Annotated in this window: 16 protein-coding genes; 13 read left to right on the top strand and 3 right to left on the bottom strand. The window is 69.3% G+C overall.

The window, feature by feature from the left end; genetic code table 11:
- Positions 1 to 51: 51 nt before the first annotated feature.
- From K8940_RS12980 to K8940_RS12955, 6 genes are all read left to right on the top strand, one after another.
- The gene (locus K8940_RS12980) at positions 52 to 4,179 is read left to right on the top strand and encodes a translocation/assembly module TamB domain-containing protein (protein ID WP_223395852.1); all 4,128 of its coding nucleotides are present in this window, start codon (positions 52 to 54) and stop codon (positions 4,177 to 4,179) included.
- A 101-nt stretch (positions 4,180 to 4,280) separates the two neighbouring features.
- A complete protein-coding gene (locus K8940_RS12975; RefSeq protein ID WP_223390379.1) occupies positions 4,281 to 5,525 on the top strand; it encodes a hydrolase in 1,245 nt (414 codons plus the stop codon).
- Entirely contained in the window at positions 5,526 to 6,530 is a 1,005-nt protein-coding gene (locus tag K8940_RS12970) for an arginine N-succinyltransferase (RefSeq protein WP_223390378.1), read from the top strand.
- On the top strand, positions 6,527 to 7,978 hold the full coding sequence (gene astD, locus K8940_RS12965) for a succinylglutamate-semialdehyde dehydrogenase (protein ID WP_223390377.1): 1,452 nt from the start codon (positions 6,527 to 6,529) through the stop codon (positions 7,976 to 7,978). Before K8940_RS12970 ends, astD begins: the two co-directional genes overlap by 4 nt.
- Positions 7,975 to 9,315 carry an N-succinylarginine dihydrolase gene (gene astB / locus K8940_RS12960; RefSeq protein WP_223390376.1) on the top strand — a complete coding sequence of 447 codons (1,341 nt, stop codon included), beginning with the start codon at positions 7,975 to 7,977 and terminating at the stop codon, positions 9,313 to 9,315. The genes astD and astB overlap by 4 nt, the downstream gene beginning before the upstream one ends.
- Positions 9,312 to 9,806, top strand: a complete 495-nt coding sequence (locus tag K8940_RS12955) for a GNAT family N-acetyltransferase (protein ID WP_223390375.1) — start codon at positions 9,312 to 9,314, stop codon at positions 9,804 to 9,806. Before astB ends, K8940_RS12955 begins: the two co-directional genes overlap by 4 nt.
- Here the strand turns inward: K8940_RS12955 and K8940_RS12950 are convergent.
- A complete protein-coding gene (locus tag K8940_RS12950) occupies positions 9,803 to 10,597 on the bottom strand; it encodes a LytTR family DNA-binding domain-containing protein (protein ID WP_223390374.1) in 795 nt (264 codons plus the stop codon). The two genes, K8940_RS12955 and K8940_RS12950, sit on opposite strands and share 4 nt — an antisense overlap.
- Positions 10,598 to 10,732: 135 nt before the next feature.
- Between K8940_RS12950 and K8940_RS12945 the strand changes: the two genes are divergently transcribed.
- Positions 10,733 to 11,947, top strand: coding sequence for an acyltransferase family protein (locus tag K8940_RS12945; protein WP_223390373.1), 1,215 nt, complete (start codon positions 10,733 to 10,735; stop codon positions 11,945 to 11,947).
- Here the strand turns inward: K8940_RS12945 and phhA are convergent.
- Positions 11,902 to 12,786 carry a phenylalanine 4-monooxygenase gene (gene phhA, locus K8940_RS12940; protein ID WP_223390372.1) on the bottom strand — a complete coding sequence of 295 codons (885 nt, stop codon included), beginning with the start codon at positions 12,784 to 12,786 and terminating at the stop codon, positions 11,902 to 11,904. The genes K8940_RS12945 and phhA overlap by 46 nt on opposite strands.
- 82 nt (positions 12,787 to 12,868) lie before the next feature.
- Positions 12,869 to 13,198: a heat shock protein HspQ gene (gene hspQ, locus K8940_RS12935; protein WP_223390371.1), complete on the bottom strand. Its 330-nt coding sequence runs from the start codon at positions 13,196 to 13,198 to the stop codon at positions 12,869 to 12,871.
- A 170-nt stretch (positions 13,199 to 13,368) separates the two neighbouring features.
- Here hspQ and K8940_RS12930 point away from each other — a divergent pair, with 170 nt between their 5' ends.
- The 6 genes from K8940_RS12930 (at position 13,369) to K8940_RS12905 (ending at position 19,526) form a co-directional block, all read left to right on the top strand.
- Positions 13,369 to 14,478, top strand: a complete 1,110-nt coding sequence (locus K8940_RS12930; protein WP_223390370.1) for a Ppx/GppA phosphatase family protein — start codon at positions 13,369 to 13,371, stop codon at positions 14,476 to 14,478.
- Positions 14,475 to 15,185, top strand: a complete 711-nt coding sequence (locus tag K8940_RS12925; protein ID WP_223390369.1) for an RlmE family RNA methyltransferase — start codon at positions 14,475 to 14,477, stop codon at positions 15,183 to 15,185. Before K8940_RS12930 ends, K8940_RS12925 begins: the two co-directional genes overlap by 4 nt.
- Positions 15,182 to 16,228, top strand: a complete 1,047-nt coding sequence (locus K8940_RS12920) for a potassium channel family protein (RefSeq protein ID WP_223390368.1) — start codon at positions 15,182 to 15,184, stop codon at positions 16,226 to 16,228. Before K8940_RS12925 ends, K8940_RS12920 begins: the two co-directional genes overlap by 4 nt.
- A 158-nt stretch (positions 16,229 to 16,386) precedes the next feature.
- Entirely contained in the window at positions 16,387 to 17,850 is a 1,464-nt protein-coding gene (gene guaB, locus K8940_RS12915; RefSeq protein ID WP_223390367.1) for an IMP dehydrogenase, read from the top strand.
- Positions 17,851 to 17,853: 3 nt separating this feature from the next.
- A complete protein-coding gene (locus tag K8940_RS12910; protein WP_223390366.1) occupies positions 17,854 to 18,249 on the top strand; it encodes an MAPEG family protein in 396 nt (131 codons plus the stop codon).
- Positions 18,249 to 19,526 carry an RsmB/NOP family class I SAM-dependent RNA methyltransferase gene (locus K8940_RS12905; RefSeq protein WP_223390365.1) on the top strand — a complete coding sequence of 426 codons (1,278 nt, stop codon included), beginning with the start codon at positions 18,249 to 18,251 and terminating at the stop codon, positions 19,524 to 19,526. Before K8940_RS12910 ends, K8940_RS12905 begins: the two co-directional genes overlap by 1 nt.
- The last annotated feature ends 20 nt before the right edge of the window (positions 19,527 to 19,546 follow it).

The following is a 19,546-nucleotide window of genomic DNA, read 5'->3' as shown; positions in this document are numbered from 1 at the left end:
GACCTGACCGAGACGGTCGTCCACGCCGCCGAAGCGGCGGGCGAGACCGCCGTGAAGGCCGCCAAGAAGATCGGTTGGGGCGGAGCCCTGCTGATCGCCTCGGCGATCCTGGCGGCCATCCTGATCGTCATGGCCGGCGGCCTGCGTTTCGCCCCCATCACGCCGCAGGGCCGCATGTTCCTGGAGGCCCGCGCCTCGGGCCTGAAGCTGGGCCGGATCGGCAAGCTGCACATCGAGGGCCTGTCGGGCGATATCTGGAAGGACTTCGGCGTCCGCCGCCTGACCATCACCGACGAGAAGGGCGTCTGGCTGGAGGCGCACGACATCCGCGTCGCCTGGCGGGCCACCGAGCTGTTCGGCCGCCGCTTCCACGCCGAGCGGATCGACGCCCGCGACGTGATCGTGCTGCGCCGTCCGACCATGGCGCCCAAGGGGCCCAAGTCCAGCGCCGCGCCGGTGTCGGTTGACCTGGACGCCTTCAGGTTCCGCCTGATCACCCGGGCGGCGTTCAGCGGCCGCGACGGTGATTTCGACGTCGGCGGCGACTACGAGATGGCGCGTCTGGGCGGGCAGAAGGGCAAGCTGGTCGTCGCCTCGCGCCAGCACGCCGGCGACCACCTCAACCTCGACTTCGACCTGGGCCGCTCCAAGACCCTGCGCTTGAACGCCGACGCCACCGAGGCCAATGGCGGCGCGATCGCCGGCGCGCTGGGCCTACCCGCCGACCGGTCGTTCGACCTGAAAGCCAAGGCCGACGGCACGATCAGCCGCGCGGCCTTCAACGTGCTGGCGCGTTCGGGCGACACCACGCCGCTGCAGGCCGACGGGGCCTGGAACGAGCAGGGCGGCTCGGCGCGCGGCCGGCTGGACCTGGGCGCCTCGCGCTGGACCCAGCGCCTGAAGCGGATGTTCGGACCCGAGGCGAACTTCACGATCGACGGCAAGAAGGCCACTAAGGACGGCCTCTCGGCCCTGAACCTCGAGATCCGGGCCGAGAACCTGACGCTGCAAGGCCACGGTCTCGCCGACCTGGCCAAGCGCCGCACCGGTCCAGACGGGATCGCCTTCACGGCCCGCATCGGTGCGTTGAAGCGGATCGTCACCATCCCGCAGATGGGCCTGGGCCTTGCCGATGGCGTCTTCCGCCTGGAGGACGGCGGGTTCTCGGTCGAGGGGAGCGCGGATGTCGCCGACCTGGAGCTGCTGGGTTACCGCCTCAAGCGCGCCAAGGGGCCGGCGCTGGTCCGCTGGGCCAAGGGCGAACTGGAGATCAAGGCCCAGGCGACCACCTCGGGCGGCGGCGGCACGGGTCTTCTGGCCGTGCTGGGCGCCAGCCCCAAGGCGAGCTTTGAAGGCGCGCGCGTCAAGGGCGGTCGTTTCCTGATCAAGGCCGCCCGCATCGACGCGCCCAACCTGATCGTCACCGGCAAGGGCGAGCGTGGCGTGCTGGGCGGCCTGTCGTTCGACGGCGAGATGAAGGTCGCCAGCCTGGGTCCGGTGCGTCCGGGCGCCAAGGGCTCGCTCACGGCCAAGTGGACGGCCTCCAGCTTCGCCAATCGTCCGTGGGGTTTCACGGTCGACAGCCGCGCCGCCAACTTCGCCACCGGCTATGCCGAGATCGACCGCCTGCTGGGCGCGACCCCGCGCCTGAACGGCAAGGCCAGCTGGAACGACGGAGTTCTGTCGGTCGCCGACGCCAAGCTGGATGGGACGAACGCCAGTCTGCGCACTTCGGGCAGGATGATCGCCCAAGGCCTGGGCCTGGACTTCAAACTGGACTGGACCGCCTCGGGCCCATTCAGCGCCGGGCCCGTCGAGGTCGCGGGCAAGGCGGCTGGCGACGGCCACGTCGGCGGGACGCTGTCGGCCCCGAAAGCCGAACTGAACGCCGACTTCGACAGCATCGATCTGCCCAGGTTGCCGCTGACCAAGGCGCATCTGACCTTGACCTTCGCGCGCGGGCCCAACGCCACCGACGGCGTCGCGGCGCTGCAGGCCGACAGCGCCTACGGTCCGGCGCGGGGCCGCACGGCCTTCCGCTTCTCGCCAGGCGGCGTCGAGCTCAGCGAACTGGACGTCGACGCCGGCGGGGCCAAGGCCAAGGGGGCGATGTCCCTGCGCGACGGCCTGCCGGCCACGGCGGACCTGGCTGTCGCCATCGGTCCCGGCGCGTTCCTGCCGCAAGGCCAGGTAAAGGGCTCGGCCAAGCTGGTCGACGCGCCTGGCGGCGGTTCGGCGGCGGCGACCCTGGACCTGACGGCCGAGGAGGTGGCGTTCGGGGCCTGGAAGGTGCGCTCGGCCCGGATCAAGGCCGACGGTCCCCTGGCGCGCCTGCCATTGTCGATCGACGCGCGGGGCGATGCGCCTGGAGGGCGTTGGCGGTTCGGCGGAACGGGCCAACTGGCCCAGACCGGCAAGCTCTATGACCTTTCCCTGGACGCCGCCGGCCGCCTGGGCCGAACCGAGATCAAGACCCGCGAGACGGCCAAGGTCCGCTTTGGCGACGGCCCGACTCAGGCCCGCCTCCGCCTGGCGATCGACAAGGGCCGCGCCGATGTCGACGCCGATCTGGGCGGGGCGACGGCGATGCTCAAGGCGGAGCTGACGGACGTAGCCATTACCGCTTTCAACCCCGATCTGGACGGCGATATCGACGGGTCGTTCAATTTGCGCGGCGAGGGGCAGACCCTGACCGGCGACTTCGACATGCGCCTGGCCAACGCCCGCGAGCGCGGCGCCAGGATCGACCAGTCCCTGAACGCCAAGATCCATGGCGACTTGACCGACAGCCGTCTGACCATCGTCGCCGACGGCGACAACAGCCAGGGCCTGAAGGCCGAGGCCAACCTCGTCCTGCCGGTCGAGGCCTCCGCCCGGCCGCTGCGCTTGATGGTCGACAAGAAGCGCGGCGTGCAAGGGCGGTTCTCGGCCCAGGGTGAGATCAAGCCGCTGTGGAACCTGCTGATGGGGGCCGACCGCTCGCTGTCGGGGCGCATCAACCTGCAGGCCAGCCTGGGCGGCACCCTGGCCGATCCACGCCTGATCGGCTCGGCGACGCTGGACGACGGCGGCTTCGAGGACGGCCAGACGGGGCTGCGTCTGAAAAATGTCACCCTGCGCTCGGCCATGGCCGACAACGCCATCGACGTCAGCCAGGCCATCGGCGAGGACGGGCAGGGCGGTTCGATCTCGGGCGCGGGGCGGATCAGCCTGGCCCGCGACGGCGTCGGCAGCTTCAAGCTGGACCTGAAGGGCTTCCGCCTGATCGATAACGACCTGGCCTCGGCCGTGGCCACGGGTTCGGCGACCGTCAACCGCTCCGCCGATGGCAAGATCAAGCTGGCCGGGGCGGTGACCATCGACCGCGCCGATGTCTCGGCCCAGAGCAAGACGCCCGCCGGCGTCGTGGCGATGGACGTGATCGAGCGCAACCGCCCGCAGGATCTGGACCAGGGCCTTCAGCGCCGCGCGACCACCGGCGGCATGATCCTGGACCTGGACCTGAAGGCTCCGCGCCGGGTGTTCGTGCGCGGTCGCGGACTGGACGTCGAGCTGTCGCTCAACGCCCATGTCGGCGGCACCTCGCTGGCGCCGGCCCTGAGCGGCGTGGCCCGCGTGGTGCGCGGCGAGTATGACTTCGCCGGCAAGCGGTTCGAGTTCGACGACGACGGCACGGTCTATCTGTCCAGTCAGCTGGACCGCATCCGCCTGGACCTGTCGGCCACTCGCGAGGACTCCTCGCTGACGGCGGTGGTCAAGATCCAAGGCACGGCGGCCAAGCCCGAGATCACCCTGACCTCCAAGCCCGAACTGCCCAGCGACGAAGTGCTGAGCCAGGTGCTCTTCGGCTCGTCGGCGGCGCAGCTATCGCCGATCGAGGCCGCCCAGCTGGCTTCCGCGCTGGCGTCCCTGGCCGGCGGCGGCGGCTTCGACGTGATCGGCAACCTGCGGAGCTTCGCGCGCCTGGATCGCCTAGCCTTCGCCGAGAGCGCCACGGGCATGACGGTGTCGGGCGGCAAGTACGTGACCGACGACGTCTATCTGGAGATCATCGGCGGCGGCCGTGAGGGACCCGCCGCCCAGGTCGAGTGGCGGATTCGCCGGACTCTGTCGCTGGTCTCCCGGATCGGCGGCCAGAACGACGCCAAGCTTTCCGTCCGCTGGAGAAAAGACTACTAAGACAGCAAGGCTGTTGCGCGGGACATCGGTTACCTCGGTCGAGGTGAGCACGAATTGCCCGCGGCCCTTGGTTATTGTGACTGAGGGAGGACCGGCTTGTCATGCGTCTCAATTCAGAAGATCGCGCGGTTCTGGATCACATCGCGCGCGACGGCGGCCAGATCGTCGACCGCGCCGTGGACTGGTGCGCGATAAACTCCGGCAGCCGCCATTTGGCGGGCCTGGAGCGCCAGAGGCAAATCCTGCTCGACGCAGCCGCGCGTCTGCCGGCCGCGCCGATCGACGTGCCGCTGTCGCCCTCGCGGGAGGTCGCCGCCGACGGCCGTGAGACCGAATTCCAGCATCCGCCGTCCCTGGCCGTGGTCGTGCGGCCCGAGGCCCCGGTCCAGGTCGTGCTGACCGGTCACTACGACACGGTCTATCCCGAGACGAGCCCGTTCAAGATCGTCCGCACCCGTCCCGACGGCGCGTTGCATGGTCCGGGCATCGCCGACATGAAAGGCGGCATCTCGGTCATGCTGGCGGCGCTGGAGGCGTTCGAGCGCTGCCCCGAAGCCGCCAATGTCGGCTACCGCGTCCTGCTGTCGCCCGACGAAGAGATCGGCTCGATCGCCTCCGGTCCGGTTCTTTCCGACTTCGCGCGGCGGGGACATGTGGGCCTGACCTACGAGCCGGCCCTGGCCGACGGGGCCCTGGCCTCGGCGCGCAAAGGCTCCGGCAATTTCCACATCGTCATCCACGGCCGCGCGGCCCACGCCGGTCGCGACTTCGCCGCTGGCCGCAACGCGGTGATCGGCGCGGCGCGGGTGGCCGAAAAGCTGCATGGGCTGAACGGCCGGCGCGACGGCGTCACCATCAATGTCGCCCGGATCGATGGCGGCGCGCCTCTGAACATGGTGCCGGACGTTGCTGTGGTCCGTTTCAACGTCCGCTTCCCCGAAGCCGAGGCCGCCGCCTGGTTCGAGGGCGAGGTCGCCCGGATCGTCGGCGAGATCGGTGACGACCTTCACGCCCACCTGCACGGCCTGATCACCCGAGGAGCCAAGCCCTTCAACGCCGCCCAGCAGCGGTTGTTCGGCGCGGTGAAGGATGTTGGGGCGTTGCTGGGCCAGGACATCGCCTGGAAGCCGTCCGGCGGGGTCTGCGAGGGCAACAACCTGTTCGCCTCGGGCCTGCCCAATGTCGATACCCTGGGCGTGCGCGGCGGTGACATCCACAGCGAGGCCGAGCACGCCTTTCCCGAAAGTTTCGTCGAGCGCGCCCAGCTCTCGGCCCTGATCCTGATGAAACTGGCCAGCGGCGAGATCGACGCCAGAGCGATCCGCGCGGCTATGGAGACCCACTGAATGCTCGTCGTCCGTCCCGCCGGTTCCGCTGACTTCGACGCCTTGATGGAGCTTGCCATGTTGTCCGGGCGCGGCTTTACCAGCCTGCCCGAGGACGAGCCCACTCTGCGGGCGCGCTTGGCCCTGTCGGAAGCCAGCTTCCAGGCCGGCGTCGCGCCACCCGAGGCTTGGTACACCCTGATGTTGGAGGACCTGGAGACCAGCGACGTGATCGGCGTCGCCGGGGTCAAGGCCGGCGTGGGTCTCAAACGACCGCACTTCTCGTTTCGGGTGGTCACCCTGGCCCAATCGTCGCCGACCCTGGAAAAGCGCTTCGACCACCGAGCCCTGGTGCTGGTCAACGAGTGCGCAGGGTGGTCGGAGGTCGGTTCGCTGTTCCTGCGGCCGGAGCGGCGCAAGGGCGGGGCGGGGCGTCTGCTGGCCCAGTCGCGCTACATGCTGATCGGCCTGGAGCCCCAGCGTTTCGCCGAGATGGTGCTGGCCGAGCTGCGGGGCTGGTTCGACGAGGACGGCGGCTGTCCGTTCTGGGACCATGTGGCCAGCAAGTTCTTCCGCCTGGAGTTCGACGAGGCCGACATGATGAGCGCCTCGACCGACGGCCAGTTCATCCTGGACCTGGCGCCACGCCACCCGATCTATGCCGAGCTGTTGCCCCAGGAGGCCAGCCAGGTGCTGGGTCGCGTCCATCGCGAAGGCGAGGCGGCGCGGGCCATGCTGGAGGCCGAGGGCTTCCGGTACGAGGGCCTGATCGACATCTTCGACGCGGGACCCACCGTCGCGGCGCGTCGCGACGACATCAAGACCGTGCGCGATGCGCGAAGCCTGCGGGTGAGGATCGGCGAGGACGCTTTTGGCGAGGAGGCCCTGGTCTCCACGGGCGCCGTCGCCCGTTTCCGGGCCGTGCGGGCGCCGGTGCTGATCGATGGCGAGACCGCGATCCTGGCGCGAGAGGCGGCGCAGGCCCTGGGCGTGGGCGAAGGCGAGATGGTGCGGGTGAAGGCATGAGCGGGCTCTATATCGACGGCAAGTGGCGTTCGGGGCAGGGCCCGGAACTGGTCTCGACTGATCCCGCGACAGGCCAGGTCGTCTGGCGTGAGGCGACGGCTGGCGAGGCCGACGTCGCCGAAGCCGTGGCCGCGGGCCACCGGGCCTTTCCCGATTGGGCCGACCGGCCGCGCGAGGCGCGGATCGCGGTCCTGCGCCGCTACAAGGAGATCCTGGTCGAACGCACCGCCGCCTTCGCTGAAGCCTTGAGCCGCGAGACCGGCAAGGCGCTGTGGGAGACCAAGGCTGAGCTCGCCTCGATGGCGGGCAAGGTCGATCTGTCGATCAAGGCCTACGACGAGCGGACCGGCGTCACCGAGACCGCCATGCCGTTCGGCCGCGCCGTGCTGCGCCACCGCGCCCATGGCGTCATGGCGGTGCTCGGGCCGTTCAACTTCCCCGGCCACCTGCCCAATGGCCACATCGTGCCGGCGCTGCTGGCGGGCGACACGGTCGTTTTCAAGCCCTCGGAAGAGACGCCCCTGGCCGGTCAGCTGATGGTCGAGGCCCTGGAAGCGGCCGGCGTTCCCGCGGGCGTCGCCAATCTGGTCCAGGGCGGTCGCGAGACCGGCCAGGCCCTGATCAACCAGCAGATCGACGGCCTGCTGTTCACCGGCTCGGCCGCGGCGGGAACCTTCTTCCGCCGGCACTTCGCCGACCGGCCCGACGTGATCCTGGCCCTGGAGCTGGGCGGCAACAACCCGCTGGTGGTCTGGGACGCCGACGACGCGGAGGCCGTCGCGGCGCTGGTCGTGCAGTCAGCCTTCATCACCACCGGCCAGCGCTGCTCGTGCGCGCGGCGGCTGATCGTGCCGGACGACGCCTTCGGCAAGGCGGTGATCGCGGCGACGGCGGGCCTCGCCGAACGCTTGTCGATCGGCGCCTGGAACGGCGAGGGCGAGGCCTTCATGGGCCCGCTGATCTCGGCCCGCGCCGCCAGGGCCGCTCGCGCGACGGCCGACACCATGGGCGGCGATCGGATCCGGTCGCTGGGTTCGATCGAGGGATTGAGCGAGGCGTTCGTGACCCCCGGGCTCGTGGACGTCACTGGCGTCGATACGCCCGACGAGGAACTGTTCGCCCCGTGGCTGCAGGTACGCCGCGTGGCGAACTTCGACGACGCCCTGAAGGCCGCCAACGCCACGCGCTATGGCCTTTCTGCGGGCCTTATTTCCAATGAATCACAGCGTTGGGAGCAGTTTCTGAATCGCATCCGCGCGGGCGTCGTCAACTGGAACCGACCCACCACGGGCGCCGCCGGCTCGATGCCGTTCGGCGGTCTGGGGGCCTCGGGCAATCATCGGCCCAGCGCCTACTACGCCGCCGACTACTGCGCCTATCCGGTGGCCAGCTTCGAGGCCGAGGCGGTGCTGGATACGTCCAAGGACATCAAGGGGCTGCGGGCATGAGCTCGGCCTATGAAGCCAATTGCGACGGCCTGGTCGGGCCAACCCACAGCTATGTCGGCCTCTCGCCCGGCAACCTGGCCAGCACCAGGAACGCCGGCGAGGTCTCCAACCCGCGCGGCGCGGCGCTGGAAGGGCTGTCCAAGATGCGCCGGTTGTCGGACCTGGGCCTGCCGCAATTCGTGCTGCCGCCGCATGAGCGTCCGGATGTAAATCTCTTGAAGTCTCTGGGCTTTTCGGGTCCGGACGAGGCGGTGATCGCGGCGGCCTGGAAGGATGCGCCGGCCCTGGCCGCCGCCGCTTGCTCGGCTTCGCCCATGTGGGCCGCCAACGCCGCCACGGTGACGCCCAGCGCAGACACGGCCGATGGCCGCGTCCACTTCACGCCGGCCAACCTGCTGACCAACCTGCATCGCAGCCTGGAAGGACCGCAGACCACCCGTTCGCTGCGCCGCCTGTTTCCGGACGAGCGCCGCTTCGCCGTCCATGATCCACTGCCGGCCCAGCCACACTTCGCCGACGAGGGCGCGGCCAACCACGTCCGTCTCTGCGCCGAACACGGCGCGCCGGGCGTCAACCTGTTCGTCTGGGGGCGTGAGGCCTGGGAGCGCTGGGACGGCAAGTTTCCGGCCCGCCAGACCCGCGAGGCCTTCGAGGCGATACAGCGCCGCCACGGCGTGGCGCGCGCGGTCTTTCCGCAACAGGGCAAGGCGGCGATCGAGGGCGGGGCCTTCCACAACGACGTCGTCTGTGTCGGCACGCGCGAGTGCCTGTTCTTCCACGAGCGCGCTTTCGAGGATCGCGCCGGCATGGAGCGCCAGGTGCGCGCCGCGGCTGGGGATCTGTTCGAGCCGGCCTTTGTCGAGGTCTCCGAAGCCGACCTGCCGATGGCCGATCTGGTGGCCAGCTACCTGTTCAATTCGCAGCTGCTGGTCGCGCCCGGCGAGGATCGCCTGGTGCTGCTGGCTCCGGCCGAGACGCGGGACAATCCGCGCGCCTTCGCCGTGGCCGAGAGCCTGGCCTCGTCCAATGGCCCGATCGGCCGGGTGGAGTATGTCGACGTCCGCCAGAGCATGAGAAACGGCGGCGGGCCGGCCTGTCTGCGCCTGCGGGTGGTGCTGACCGAGGCCGAACTGGACGCGGCCAATCCGGCCCAGCGCTTCACGCCGGGCCTGCACACGACGCTGGCCGACTGGGTCACGCGCCGCTATCGCGACAGTCTGGCGCCGGCGGACCTCGCCGACCCGCTGCTGCTGACCGAAAGCCGCGAGGCGCTGGACGAACTGAGCCAGATCCTGGACCTGGGCGGCGATTTCTATCCGTTCCAGAGGGACGCGTGAGCTACACGGTCCGACCCGCCACGCCGGCCGACCGCAGTGGCATCGTCGCCTTGCACAAGGCCGCCGCCGTCACGCCCGGCGCCCTGGCCCGCACGCCGGAAGAGGTGACGCCCGACTATGGCGACTATGCCTTGGCCTGCGACATCTGCCTGGTCGCGGTCGAAGCCGACGCGACCGTCGTCGGCGAGATCCACGCCAAGCGCGAGACCGTGGCGCTGTTCGCCCACGTGCTGGGTGGGTTGACCGTGGCGGTGCATCCCGACCGACAAGGGCAGGGGATCGGCTCCAAGCTGTTCGAGGCCCTGATCGGCTGGGCGCGAGCCCAGGAGCCGGCGATCCTGCGCATTGAGCTGGCGGCCGGGGCGGGCAATCCCGGCGCCGTGCGGCTCTATGAGCGGCTCGGTTTCCAGCACGAAGGCCGGCAGGTCGCGCGGGGGCGGCTGCCCGACGGCCGGTTCGAGGACGACATCCTGATGGGGATGCTGCTCTAGCCGCGCAGGGTGGCGAGGGCCTGCGGAAAACGCCGCGACAGCGGGACCTCGACTTCGCCAAGCTCGATGGCGTAGTCGCCCGAGCCTTCGGGCTTCAGACCCGTGACGCGGTTCCGGTTGACCAGCCAGGACTTGTGGGTGCGTACGAAGCCGTGAATGGCCAAACAGTCCTTCACAGCGCTCAGCGACGAGCGCATCAGCGGCCGCCGCGCGTCCGACAGCACGAACTCGACATAGTTGCCGGCCGAGCGCACGGCCAGGATCTCGCCGATGGGAACCCGGATGAGCCGCGCGCCGTCCTGGATGTCGAAGGTGGCGGGTGGGGCCGGTGTCTCGGCCGGCTTCTGGGCGCTGCGGCGCAGGGCCAACCAGTAGATGATCGTGGCCAGGCCGTACGACATCATGTCCTTGCGGAACTCGTACGGGAACTCGGTCGACAGCGGCCCGAAATCGTAGCCCTCGTGCAGGAGGGCGGCGTGGCCGAACTTGCGCAGGGCTACGAAGCCCGAGACGTGCAGCACCGAATAGACGAAAACCGCGACCAGGTGCGCCGGAACAGCGACCCACCAACGTGGCCGGTTCCGGGCCATCCAGAACGCCATGGCGGCGGGAATGGCGAAGATGAACAGGGTGATCAGCGCGCTGCTGCTCTCCCAGATCGCCGGGCGGATCACGCCCAGCCGGGGCGCGTCGTGCTGGATGGTCAGCACATTGACCACCGAGATCGCGGCGATAAGGCAGGCGCCGAGAATCCAGGCGCGACCGAGCCATAGGCGCTCTTCGCCGGTCATCCCGAAAAGAGCGCCGCTGGTCCCTGATGCTTTTCCGGTCGTCCCGGCCAGCGACCGCTGATCCCCGGCCGCTTGGCCGCCGGCGGCGTCGCGGGGCACGTCCTTGGCATCGCCTTTCAAGCCGGACGCCCCTTCATGACCACGACCGCCTTACCCCTCGACCGGCGCTACGACCTCGACTGGATTCGGATCGGCGCGTTCTTCCTGCTGATCCTCTACCATACGGGCATGTTCTACGTGCCGTGGGAATTCCACGTGAAGACGCCGCACGTCGTCGAGGGGCTGATGCCCTTCATGCTGATGACCAATCCCTGGCGGCTCACCTTGCTCTTCCTGGTCTCGGGCGCGGCGACGCGGTTCATGGCCGACAAGACCACGGTCGGAAAGCTGACGGGCGCGCGTGTCGCCCGGCTGCTGCCGCCGCTGCTGTTCGCGATGGTCGTGATCGTGCCGCCCCAGTCCTACTACCAGGTGGTCGAATACATCACCGCGCATCCAAGCAGCGGCCTGTCGGTCGACAACTTCTGGGTTCGCTACGTCACGGCCTCGGGCCACTGGTGCGGGATGGACGGCGAGTGCCTGGTCACCCCGACCTGGAACCACATGTGGTTCGTGGCCTACCTGCTGTTCTACACCCTGGTCCTGGCGCTGATGCTGCTGGTCTGGAAGAAGGCCGGCCAGCACATCCAGGCCGCCGCCGAACGGCTGCTGAGCGGCGTCGGCCTGCTGGCCTGGCCGGTCCTGTTCCTGGGCATGCTGCGCGCCACCCTCTACGCCAAGTATGGCGAGACCCACGCCCTGGTCGGCGACCATTATGTCCACGCCGTGTCGTTCAGCGCCTTCCTGCTGGGCTTCGGCCTGGCCAAGTCCGAGGTCCTGCGTGACCGCCTGATCGCGGCGCGCTGGCCGGCCTTGGCCCTGGCCGTCGCCGCCTGGGCGGCATGGAGCGTCTATGTCTGGACCTATCGCCACGACGCGCCGATCCCGACGCCGCAGCTGAAGCTCGTCATGCGCTTCGTCTTCGCGACAGACACCTGGTGCGCCATCGTCGCCATCCTGGGCTTTGGCGCCAAGCACCTGACCAAGGGCGGTCCGGTCCTGCGCTACCTGACCCTGGGCGTCTTTCCGTTCTACCTGGTCCACCAGACCCTGATCGTGGTCATGGCCCATCACTTGGCCAAGCTGGGCCTGCCGCAGGGCCTGGAGGGCGCGATCCTGGTCGCGGCGACCTTCGCCGGCTGTTTCGCCACCTACGAGATCGTGCGGCGCATTCCCGGCGTGAGGATCCTGTTCGGCCTGAAGGGTCAGCCCGCTGAGGCCGCGGCCAAGCGCCCGCCGGCCTTCGCATAGGCCTGGGTGCCGCGGCTGATGACGGCGTCGCCGGGAAGGATCTCGGCGACGCCGATGTCGCTGGCGCCGGCCAGGCGCTCATAGAGGGCGGCGAAGTCGCGCAGCGTCACCTCCTGCAGGGTCTGGATCGAGTCGATCACGAAATAGACCTGCTGGAAGTCGTCGATCCGATAGAGGGTGCGCATCACGCGCTCCAGATCGAAGCCGATGCGGTTTGGCGAGGGATCGTCCAAAGCGAAGATCGATTCCGTGCGCGACGAGACGATGCCGGCTCCGTAGATGCGCAAGCCCGCCGGCGTGTTCATCAGGCCGAACTCCACCGTGTACCAGTAGAGCCGCGCCAGGTTGGCCAGCCGTCCCAAGCCAAGCGCCCGCTGGCCGCCCTGGCCATAGGCTTGCATGTAGTTGGCGAAGGTGGGGTCGGTCAGCATGGGCACGTGGCCGAAGACATCGTGGAAGATGTCCGGTTCCTGCAGGTAGTCCAACTCGTGCGGCTTGCGGATGAACTGGCCAGCCGGGAAGCGGCGATTGGCCAGGTGGTCGAAGAAGACGTCGTCCGGCACCAAGCCCGGCACAGCCACCACGGTCCAGCCGGTCAGGCGCTGGAGCTCCTCGTTGATGCGGGCGAAATCGGGGATGCCGGTGCGGTGCAGGTCCAGCGCGTCCAGACCGCGCAGAAACGCGTCGCAGGCGCGGCCGTGCAGCATGTCGGTCTGGCGCTCGTACAGGGTGATCCAGACGTCATGCTCGGCCTGGGAATAGGTCTCCCAGCCCTGATCGATCGTCCAGTCGGGGCGGGCGCCTGGGGGCGGCCCGTTGCTAAAGCCATCTCCGCTCATGCGATGACGCTACGCCCCGATTTTCGCAAAAGCTGTTCGCAGTTTGCGCAAAAAGGGCGGGTCGGCGGATGGACTTTGCGAGTTAGTGCGAGATCCGGGGGCGAAGCTTGTACTGGCCGTGGTCGAACGACTCGAAGATCACCGAGGTCTGCGGGTGGCCGACGGGCTCACCGCTGTCGTCGGGCAGCAGGTTCTGCTCGGACACGTAGGCGACGTAGCTGTTGTCGTCGTTCTCGGCCAGCAGGTGGTAGAACGGCTGATCCTTGGTCGGCCGGATGTCCTCGGGGATGGACTGCCACCACTCCTCGGTATTGGCGAACACCGGGTCGACGTCGAACACCACGCCCCGGAAGGGGAAGATGCGGTGCCGGACGACCTGGCCGATCGCGAATTTGGCGAGTCTCGAGTTCATGGCGTTAAGGATATCAGTCGCACCTGACTGAAACCTGAACGTAGTCCTCAGAACGCGGAAGACAAGGCAGCGCTTCCGGGGGCGAGCTTCCCTCCGATACGCGCAGGCTCTATGGTCGACTCGAAGTGGGACGTCGCGCGTTCGCGGCGTCTGCGAGACAGGTAGAGACCATGTCGGAGGCGCCGCGCGCGCCCGGCGCCCCGCAAGGGCGGCGCCGGCGGTCTCAGGACGAGTCCGCCGCGTGCTACGCGGCCCTCGACCTGGGGACCAACAATTGCCGCCTGTTGGTGGCCACGCCCACGCCGCGCGGATTCCGCGTCGTCGAGGCCTATTCCCGCATCGTGCGCCTGGGCGAGGGGCTGTCGCAGAGCGGCCAGCTGTCCGAGGAGGCCATGGCCCGCTCGCTGGCGGCGCTGAAGGTCTGCGCCGAGAAGATCCGTCGCCGCAAGGCCATCAGGGTCAAGGCCGTCGCGACCCAGGCTTGCCGGGGCGCGACGAACGGTCCCGACTTCGTGCGCCGGGTGCACGAGGAGACGGGGCTCAAGCTGCAGATCATCAGCCCGCGCGAGGAGGCTCAGTTGTCGGTCGCCGGCTGCATGAGCCTGTTCGATCGCCAGCAGGACGCGGCCCTGGTGGTCGATGTCGGCGGCGGCTCGACCGAACTGTCGTGGGTTGACCTGAAGGGCGGCGGCCTCGACGCCAAGCCGCGCCAGTTCGCCGCCTGGAAGCTGCCGATCAAGGCCTGGCTGTCGATCCCCGTGGGCGTGGTCACCCTGGCCGAGCGCTTTCCCGAGGGCGAGCGCGCCGCCGAGGGCTGGTTCCGGGCCATGGTCGACGACGTCAAGGCGCGGATCGAGGCCTTCCCCCACGCCGAACCGATGCGGGAGATCTTCGCCCAGGGCAGGGCGCATCTGGTCGGCACTTCGGGCGCCATCACCAGCCTGGCGGGCCTGCACCTGGGCCTGCCGCGCTACGACCGCAACGTCGTCGACGGCCTCTGGATGAACCGGACCGACTGCGACGCGGCGGCCGAACGCCTTCAGCGCCTGACCGCCGCCGAGCGCGCCCAAGAGCCCTGCATCGGCGCGGATCGGGCCGACCTGGTGCTGGCGGGCGCGGCGATTCTCCAGGCCGTTCAGGAGCTCTGGCCGTGTTCGCGCGTGCGTGTCGCCGACCGAGGGCTTAGAGAAGGCCTCCTGATGTCCCTGATGTCCGATCAGCAGCGACGCCCGCGCCGGCGTCGTCGCGGCGGCGCCCCGAAGAAGTCTGAAGCCGCATGAGCGACGAACAACCTCCCCGCAAGCGCATGGTCAAGCCGCCGGCCGGGGGCAACGAGGGCGGTCGCGGCAAGCCCGCGCGCCTGAAGACCGCCTATGGCCGCACGCCCAGCCAGCAGGCCTGGCTGGAGCGGCAGATCAACGACCCGTTCTCGGCCAAGGCCCGCGCCCTGGGCTATCGCAGCCGCGCGGCCTTCAAGATCAGCGAGATCGACGACAAGTTCCGGTTCTTCAAGAAGGGCGCGAAGGTCATCGACCTGGGCTGCGCGCCGGGCGGCTGGCTGCAGATCGCCGTGGAGCGTGGCGTGACCGACCTCGTGGGCATCGACCTCCTGCCGGTCGATCCCGTGGCGCCGGCGCACCTGCTGGAGATGGACTTCACCGCCGACGACGCGCCGGAGAAGCTGCTGGAGCTTCTGGGCGGGAAGCCGGACCTGGTCATGTCGGACATGGCTCCCAACACCGTCGGTCACCGCGAGACCGACCACCTGCGCATCGTCGGCCTGATCGAGATCGCGGCCGAGTTCGCCATCGACGTCCTGAAGCCCGGCGGGGCTTTCGTCGCCAAGGCCTTCCAGGGCGGCGAGACTGCCGAGATCATCGGTCGGCTGAAGCGCCACTTCGAACGGGTCCAGCACTTCAAGCCCAAGGCCAGCCGCCAGGACAGCTCCGAGGTGTTCCTGGTCGCGACGGGGTTCAAGGGGCAGTGAGCGGCCAAAGCGGCGTGATCGAGAAGCTGATCGCGCGGCCCTTCCGCAACCTGGGCCTGGCGGTGACCTTCGTCCTGGTCGTCGCCGCGTGCGCGATCCTGGCCTACATGCATGCGGGCTGGTCGTTCGACGACGCCCTCTACATGGTGACCCTGACCATCTTCACGGTGGGTTACGGCGAGGTCAGGCCGATCGACACCGACTACTTGCACGGCGTCACCATGGCCACGATGGTGTTCGGGTGCACCGGAGTCATCATCGTCACCGGCGCCCTGGTTCAGGCCCTGACCCAATCCCAACTCGAACATTTCTTTGGAAAGCGCGTGGAACGCGACATCGACAAGCTGGACGGCCACATCGTCATCTGCGGCTTCGGTCGCATCGGGCTGATGCTGGCCAGCGAACTGAGCGCCGCCGGCGAGACCTTCGTGGTCGTCGAGCGTGACGAGGAGCGCTGTCAGGAGGCGAGGTCGCTCGGCTTCCTCTGCCGTCACGCCGACGCCACCGACGAGGACGTGCTGCGGGCCATGCATGTGGAGCGGGCCAAGGTCGTGGCGACCGTGCTGCCCGACGACGCGGCCAACGTCTACATCACCCTGTCCGCCCGCAGCCTGAACCCCAAGCTGGAGATCATCGCGCGGGGCGAGCGGCCCAGCACCGAGCGCAAGCTGATCCAGGCGGGTGCGGACAAGGTCGTCATGCCGGCCCACATCGGGGCCGAGCGGATCGCCGAGATCATTCTCTACCCCAAGCTGGCCAGCTACCTGCGGGAGGGCCAGCCCGACGCCGCCGCGCGCGAGGAGGATCTGGCGGCCCTGGGCCTGGATCTCAGCGTGGTGACGGCCCCGGCGTCCTTCGCGGCGCGACGCGTGACGGTCGGCGAGTTCGAGCGCCGAGGCGGCGGCCTGCTGGTCGTTCGTCTCGACCGAGGCGATGGCCGGGTCATCGACGGGCCCAAGCCGGACGAGGTGATCCACGCCGGCGACGGCGTGGCTGTCGTCTCGAAGCTGGGGCGATTGGGACTGCCGACGATCGAAACCTGACTCCAGGCGACCTGTCGCCGGCGATCGAAGGGTCCCGAGGGGCTCGTCCGGCGCGAGGTTTTGCTTGGCGGCGGAAAATTGATCCCCATTTCGCCTTCGCGGCGGGTCGACAACCGGCGGCCTCGCGGCTATATCCGCGCCGCAAAATGGAGACTCCGATGGAGATTCGCGAAGGGCTCACCTTCGACGACGTTTTGCTCGAACCCGGCCCGTCCGACGTCATGCCCACTCAGGTGACGACCGAGACCCGGTTCACGCGTGAAATCAGTCTGAACATACCACTCGTGTCCGCCGCCATGGACACGGTGACCGAAAGCCGGCTCGCCATCGCCATGGCGCAGGCTGGCGGCCTGGGCATCCTGCACCGCAACCTCACCAACGAGGAGCAGGCCGACCAGGTCCGCGAGGTCAAGCGTTACGAAAGCGGCATGGTCATCAATCCGCTGACCATCCACCCCGACACCACGCTGGCCGAGATCCGCGAGATCAAAGCCCGCCGCAAGATTTCGGGCTTCCCGGTGGTCGAGCGCGGCTCGGGCAAGCTGGTCGGCATCCTGACAAACCGCGACATGCGCTTTGAGGGCGACGACAAGGTTCCAGCCTCGGCGCTGATGACCCGTGACAACCTCATCACCGTCTCGGAGGGCATCGACCACCGCGAGGCGCGTGAGCTGCTGCGCAAGCACAAGATCGAACGCCTGATTGTCGTCGACGAGGCCTATCGCGCCGTCGGCCTGATCACGGTGAAGGACATCGAGAAGGCCCAGGCCCACCCGCTGGCCGCCAAGGACGACAAGGGTCGTCTGCTGGTCGGCGCGGCCTCGACCGTCGGCGACGCCGGTTTCGAGCGCTCGATGGGCCTGGTGGACGCCGGCGTCGACGTCGTCGTCATCGACACCGCTCACGGCCACTCCAGCCAGGTCGCCCAGGCCGTCAGCCGTCTGAAGCGCGAAGCCAACCGCGTCCAGATCGTGGCCGGCAACATCGCCACCTACGACGCCGCCCGCGCCCTGATCGACGCCGGCGCCGACGCGGTGAAGGTGGGCATCGGTCCCGGCTCGATCTGCACCACCCGCATCGTCGCGGGCGTGGGCGTGCCGCAGTTGACCGCGATCATGGAAGCCGTGCGCGCCGGTCGCGAGAGTGGCACCCCGATCATCGCCGACGGCGGCATCAAGTACTCGGGCGACCTGGCCAAGGCCATCGCGGCCGGGGCCTCGACCGCCATGATGGGTTCGATGTTCGCCGGCACCGAGGAGGCGCCGGGCGAGGTGTTCCTGTACCAGGGCCGTTCGTACAAGAGCTATCGCGGCATGGGCTCGGTGGGCGCCATGGCCCGCGGCTCGGCCGACCGCTACTTCCAGAAGGAAGTCACGGACAGCTTCAAGCTGGTGCCGGAAGGCATCGAGGGCCAGACCCCGTTCAAGGGACCGATCTCGCCGGTGCTGCACCAGTTGGTCGGCGGCCTGCGCGCGGCGATGGGCTATGTCGGCGCGCCGACCATCCCGGAGCTGCAGAAGCGCGCCAAGTTCGTGCGCATCACGGGCGCGGGCCTGCGGGAGAGCCACGTCCACGACGTGATGATCACGCGCGAAGCCCCCAACTATCCGAGCGCGGTCTAGCCGATGCGGATGGCCTTCGAGCTGCAGATGGTGGCGGTGGCGGTGATCATCGGGATCGTCCACCTGCTATGGGCGGCCGCGGCCGCCCAGCCTCAGCGCGGCTTGAAGTGGAATGCGGGCCCCCGCGACGAGCCGGTCGCGCTGACCGGCGTCGCGGGGCGGCTCGAGCGCGCCTTCGCCAACTTCCGCGAGACGTTTCCGTTCTTCGTGGCCCTGGTGGCGGTCGACTACCTCGGCGGCCGCCTCGGCGCGCTGACCGCCTACGGCGCGGCGCTCTATGTCGTGGCCCGCGCCGTCTACGTCCCCCTCTATGCGCTCGGCGTGCCCTACGCGCGCAGCCTGGTCTGGCTGGCGTCGATGGTCGGGATCCTGATGCTGCTCCTGGCCCTGGTGGTCTGATGCGCGACGGAGGACGGGTTTCAGCGGCGATCGAGGTTCTGACCGAGATCGAGACGCGGCATTTTCCGGTCAAGATGGCGCTGAAGCGCTGGGGCGACGCCGCGCGCTACGCTGGTTCGAAGGACCGCGCCTTCGTCTCGGGCCTGGTGCTGGATGCTCTGCGTCGCAAGCGCTCGCTGGGCTGGATGATGGGCGACGCTAGTCCGCGCGGCGTCACGCTGGGCGTGCTGGGCTTCGTCTGGGCCTGGACGCCCGATCGCATCGGCGAAGCCGCCGCCGAGGAGCACGGCTTCGGCGCCCTGACCGACGCCGAGCGCGAACGTCTCTCCAATCCCGTCTCGCTGGACGGCGCCCCGGCGCCGGTGGCGGGCGACTATCCCGATTGGCTGGAGGCGCGTCTGGCCCGCGCTTTCGGCGCCGACCAGGCCGTCGAGATGCGGGCGCTGTCCGAACGCGCGCCGGTCGACCTGCGGGTCAACACCCTGAAGACCGACGCCGAGCGCGCCGCCAAGGCCCTGGCGCCGATCCACGCCGCGCCGGCCGGGATCCTGCCCAACGCCTTCCGCATCCCGGCCCCGGCCGCCGCCGAGCGCACGCCGTCCGTCGAGGCCGTGCCGGCCTTCTCCAAGGGCTGGTTCGAGGTCCAGGACCTGGGCTCACAGATCGCCGCCGCCGTGGCGGGTGACGTGAAGGGCAAGCAGGTGCTGGACTTCTGCGCCGGCGGGGGCGGCAAGACGTTGGCCCTGGCCGCCGCCATGGGCAACACCGGCCAGATCTTCGCCCACGACAGCGACGCCCGCCGCCTGGCCGACACCATCCGGCGCAGCCAGAGGGCAGGGGTCCGCAACCTGCAGATCCGCTCACCGATCGAGGCCACGCCCCTGAAGGGCCTGGAAGGCAAGATCGACGTCGTCTTCGTGGACGCCCCCTGCACGGGCGCGGGCACCTGGCGCCGCCACCCGGACGCCAAGTGGCGCCTGTCGCCCGACCAGTTGGCCAAGCGGCAGATCGAGCAGGACTCGGTCCTGGAGGACGCCTCGACCTTCGTGAAGGCCGGCGGCCGCATGGTCTATGTCACCTGCTCGCTCTTGACCGACGAGAACGAGGACCGCGTGGCCGGCTTCCTCGAACGTCACCCCGAATTCACCGTGAAGCCGATCGCCCTGCCGGGCGTCACGCACGTCACGCCCGAAGGCTATCTGCGCCTGACCCCTTACCGCGCCGGGACCGACGGCTTCTTCGCCGCCGTGCTCGAGCGATCCTCGTACACGCCCTGACCTTGAACGCCTGACCGCTG

This window comes from Caulobacter segnis (assembly GCF_019931575.1).
GTDB classification, from domain to species: domain Bacteria; phylum Pseudomonadota; class Alphaproteobacteria; order Caulobacterales; family Caulobacteraceae; genus Caulobacter; species Caulobacter segnis_C.
Note: the sequence above shows the minus strand (reverse complement) of the source record. Positions and strands in the feature narration are given on the sequence as shown.

Excerpts from the sequence above, each read along its gene's own strand:
- K8940_RS12910 (WP_223390366.1), top strand. The coding sequence starts at position 17,854 with ATGCGGATGGCCTTCGAGCTGCAGATGGTGGCGGTGGCGGTGATCATC.
- K8940_RS12945 (WP_223390373.1), top strand. The coding sequence starts at position 10,733 with ATGACCACGACCGCCTTACCCCTCGACCGGCGCTACGACCTCGACTGG.
- K8940_RS12925 (WP_223390369.1), top strand. The coding sequence starts at position 14,475 with ATGAGCGACGAACAACCTCCCCGCAAGCGCATGGTCAAGCCGCCGGCC.
- K8940_RS12975 (WP_223390379.1), top strand. The coding sequence starts at position 4,281 with ATGCGTCTCAATTCAGAAGATCGCGCGGTTCTGGATCACATCGCGCGC.
- phhA (WP_223390372.1), bottom strand. The coding sequence starts at position 12,786 with ATGAGCGGAGATGGCTTTAGCAACGGGCCGCCCCCAGGCGCCCGCCCC.
- astD (WP_223390377.1), top strand. The coding sequence starts at position 6,527 with ATGAGCGGGCTCTATATCGACGGCAAGTGGCGTTCGGGGCAGGGCCCG.
- K8940_RS12950 (WP_223390374.1), bottom strand. The coding sequence starts at position 10,597 with ATGACCGGCGAAGAGCGCCTATGGCTCGGTCGCGCCTGGATTCTCGGC.
- hspQ (WP_223390371.1), bottom strand. The coding sequence starts at position 13,198 with ATGAACTCGAGACTCGCCAAATTCGCGATCGGCCAGGTCGTCCGGCAC.
- astB (WP_223390376.1), top strand. The coding sequence starts at position 7,975 with ATGAGCTCGGCCTATGAAGCCAATTGCGACGGCCTGGTCGGGCCAACC.
- K8940_RS12930 (WP_223390370.1), top strand. The coding sequence starts at position 13,369 with ATGTCGGAGGCGCCGCGCGCGCCCGGCGCCCCGCAAGGGCGGCGCCGG.
- K8940_RS12970 (WP_223390378.1), top strand. The coding sequence starts at position 5,526 with ATGCTCGTCGTCCGTCCCGCCGGTTCCGCTGACTTCGACGCCTTGATG.
- K8940_RS12905 (WP_223390365.1), top strand. The coding sequence starts at position 18,249 with ATGCGCGACGGAGGACGGGTTTCAGCGGCGATCGAGGTTCTGACCGAG.
- guaB (WP_223390367.1), top strand. The coding sequence starts at position 16,387 with ATGGAGATTCGCGAAGGGCTCACCTTCGACGACGTTTTGCTCGAACCC.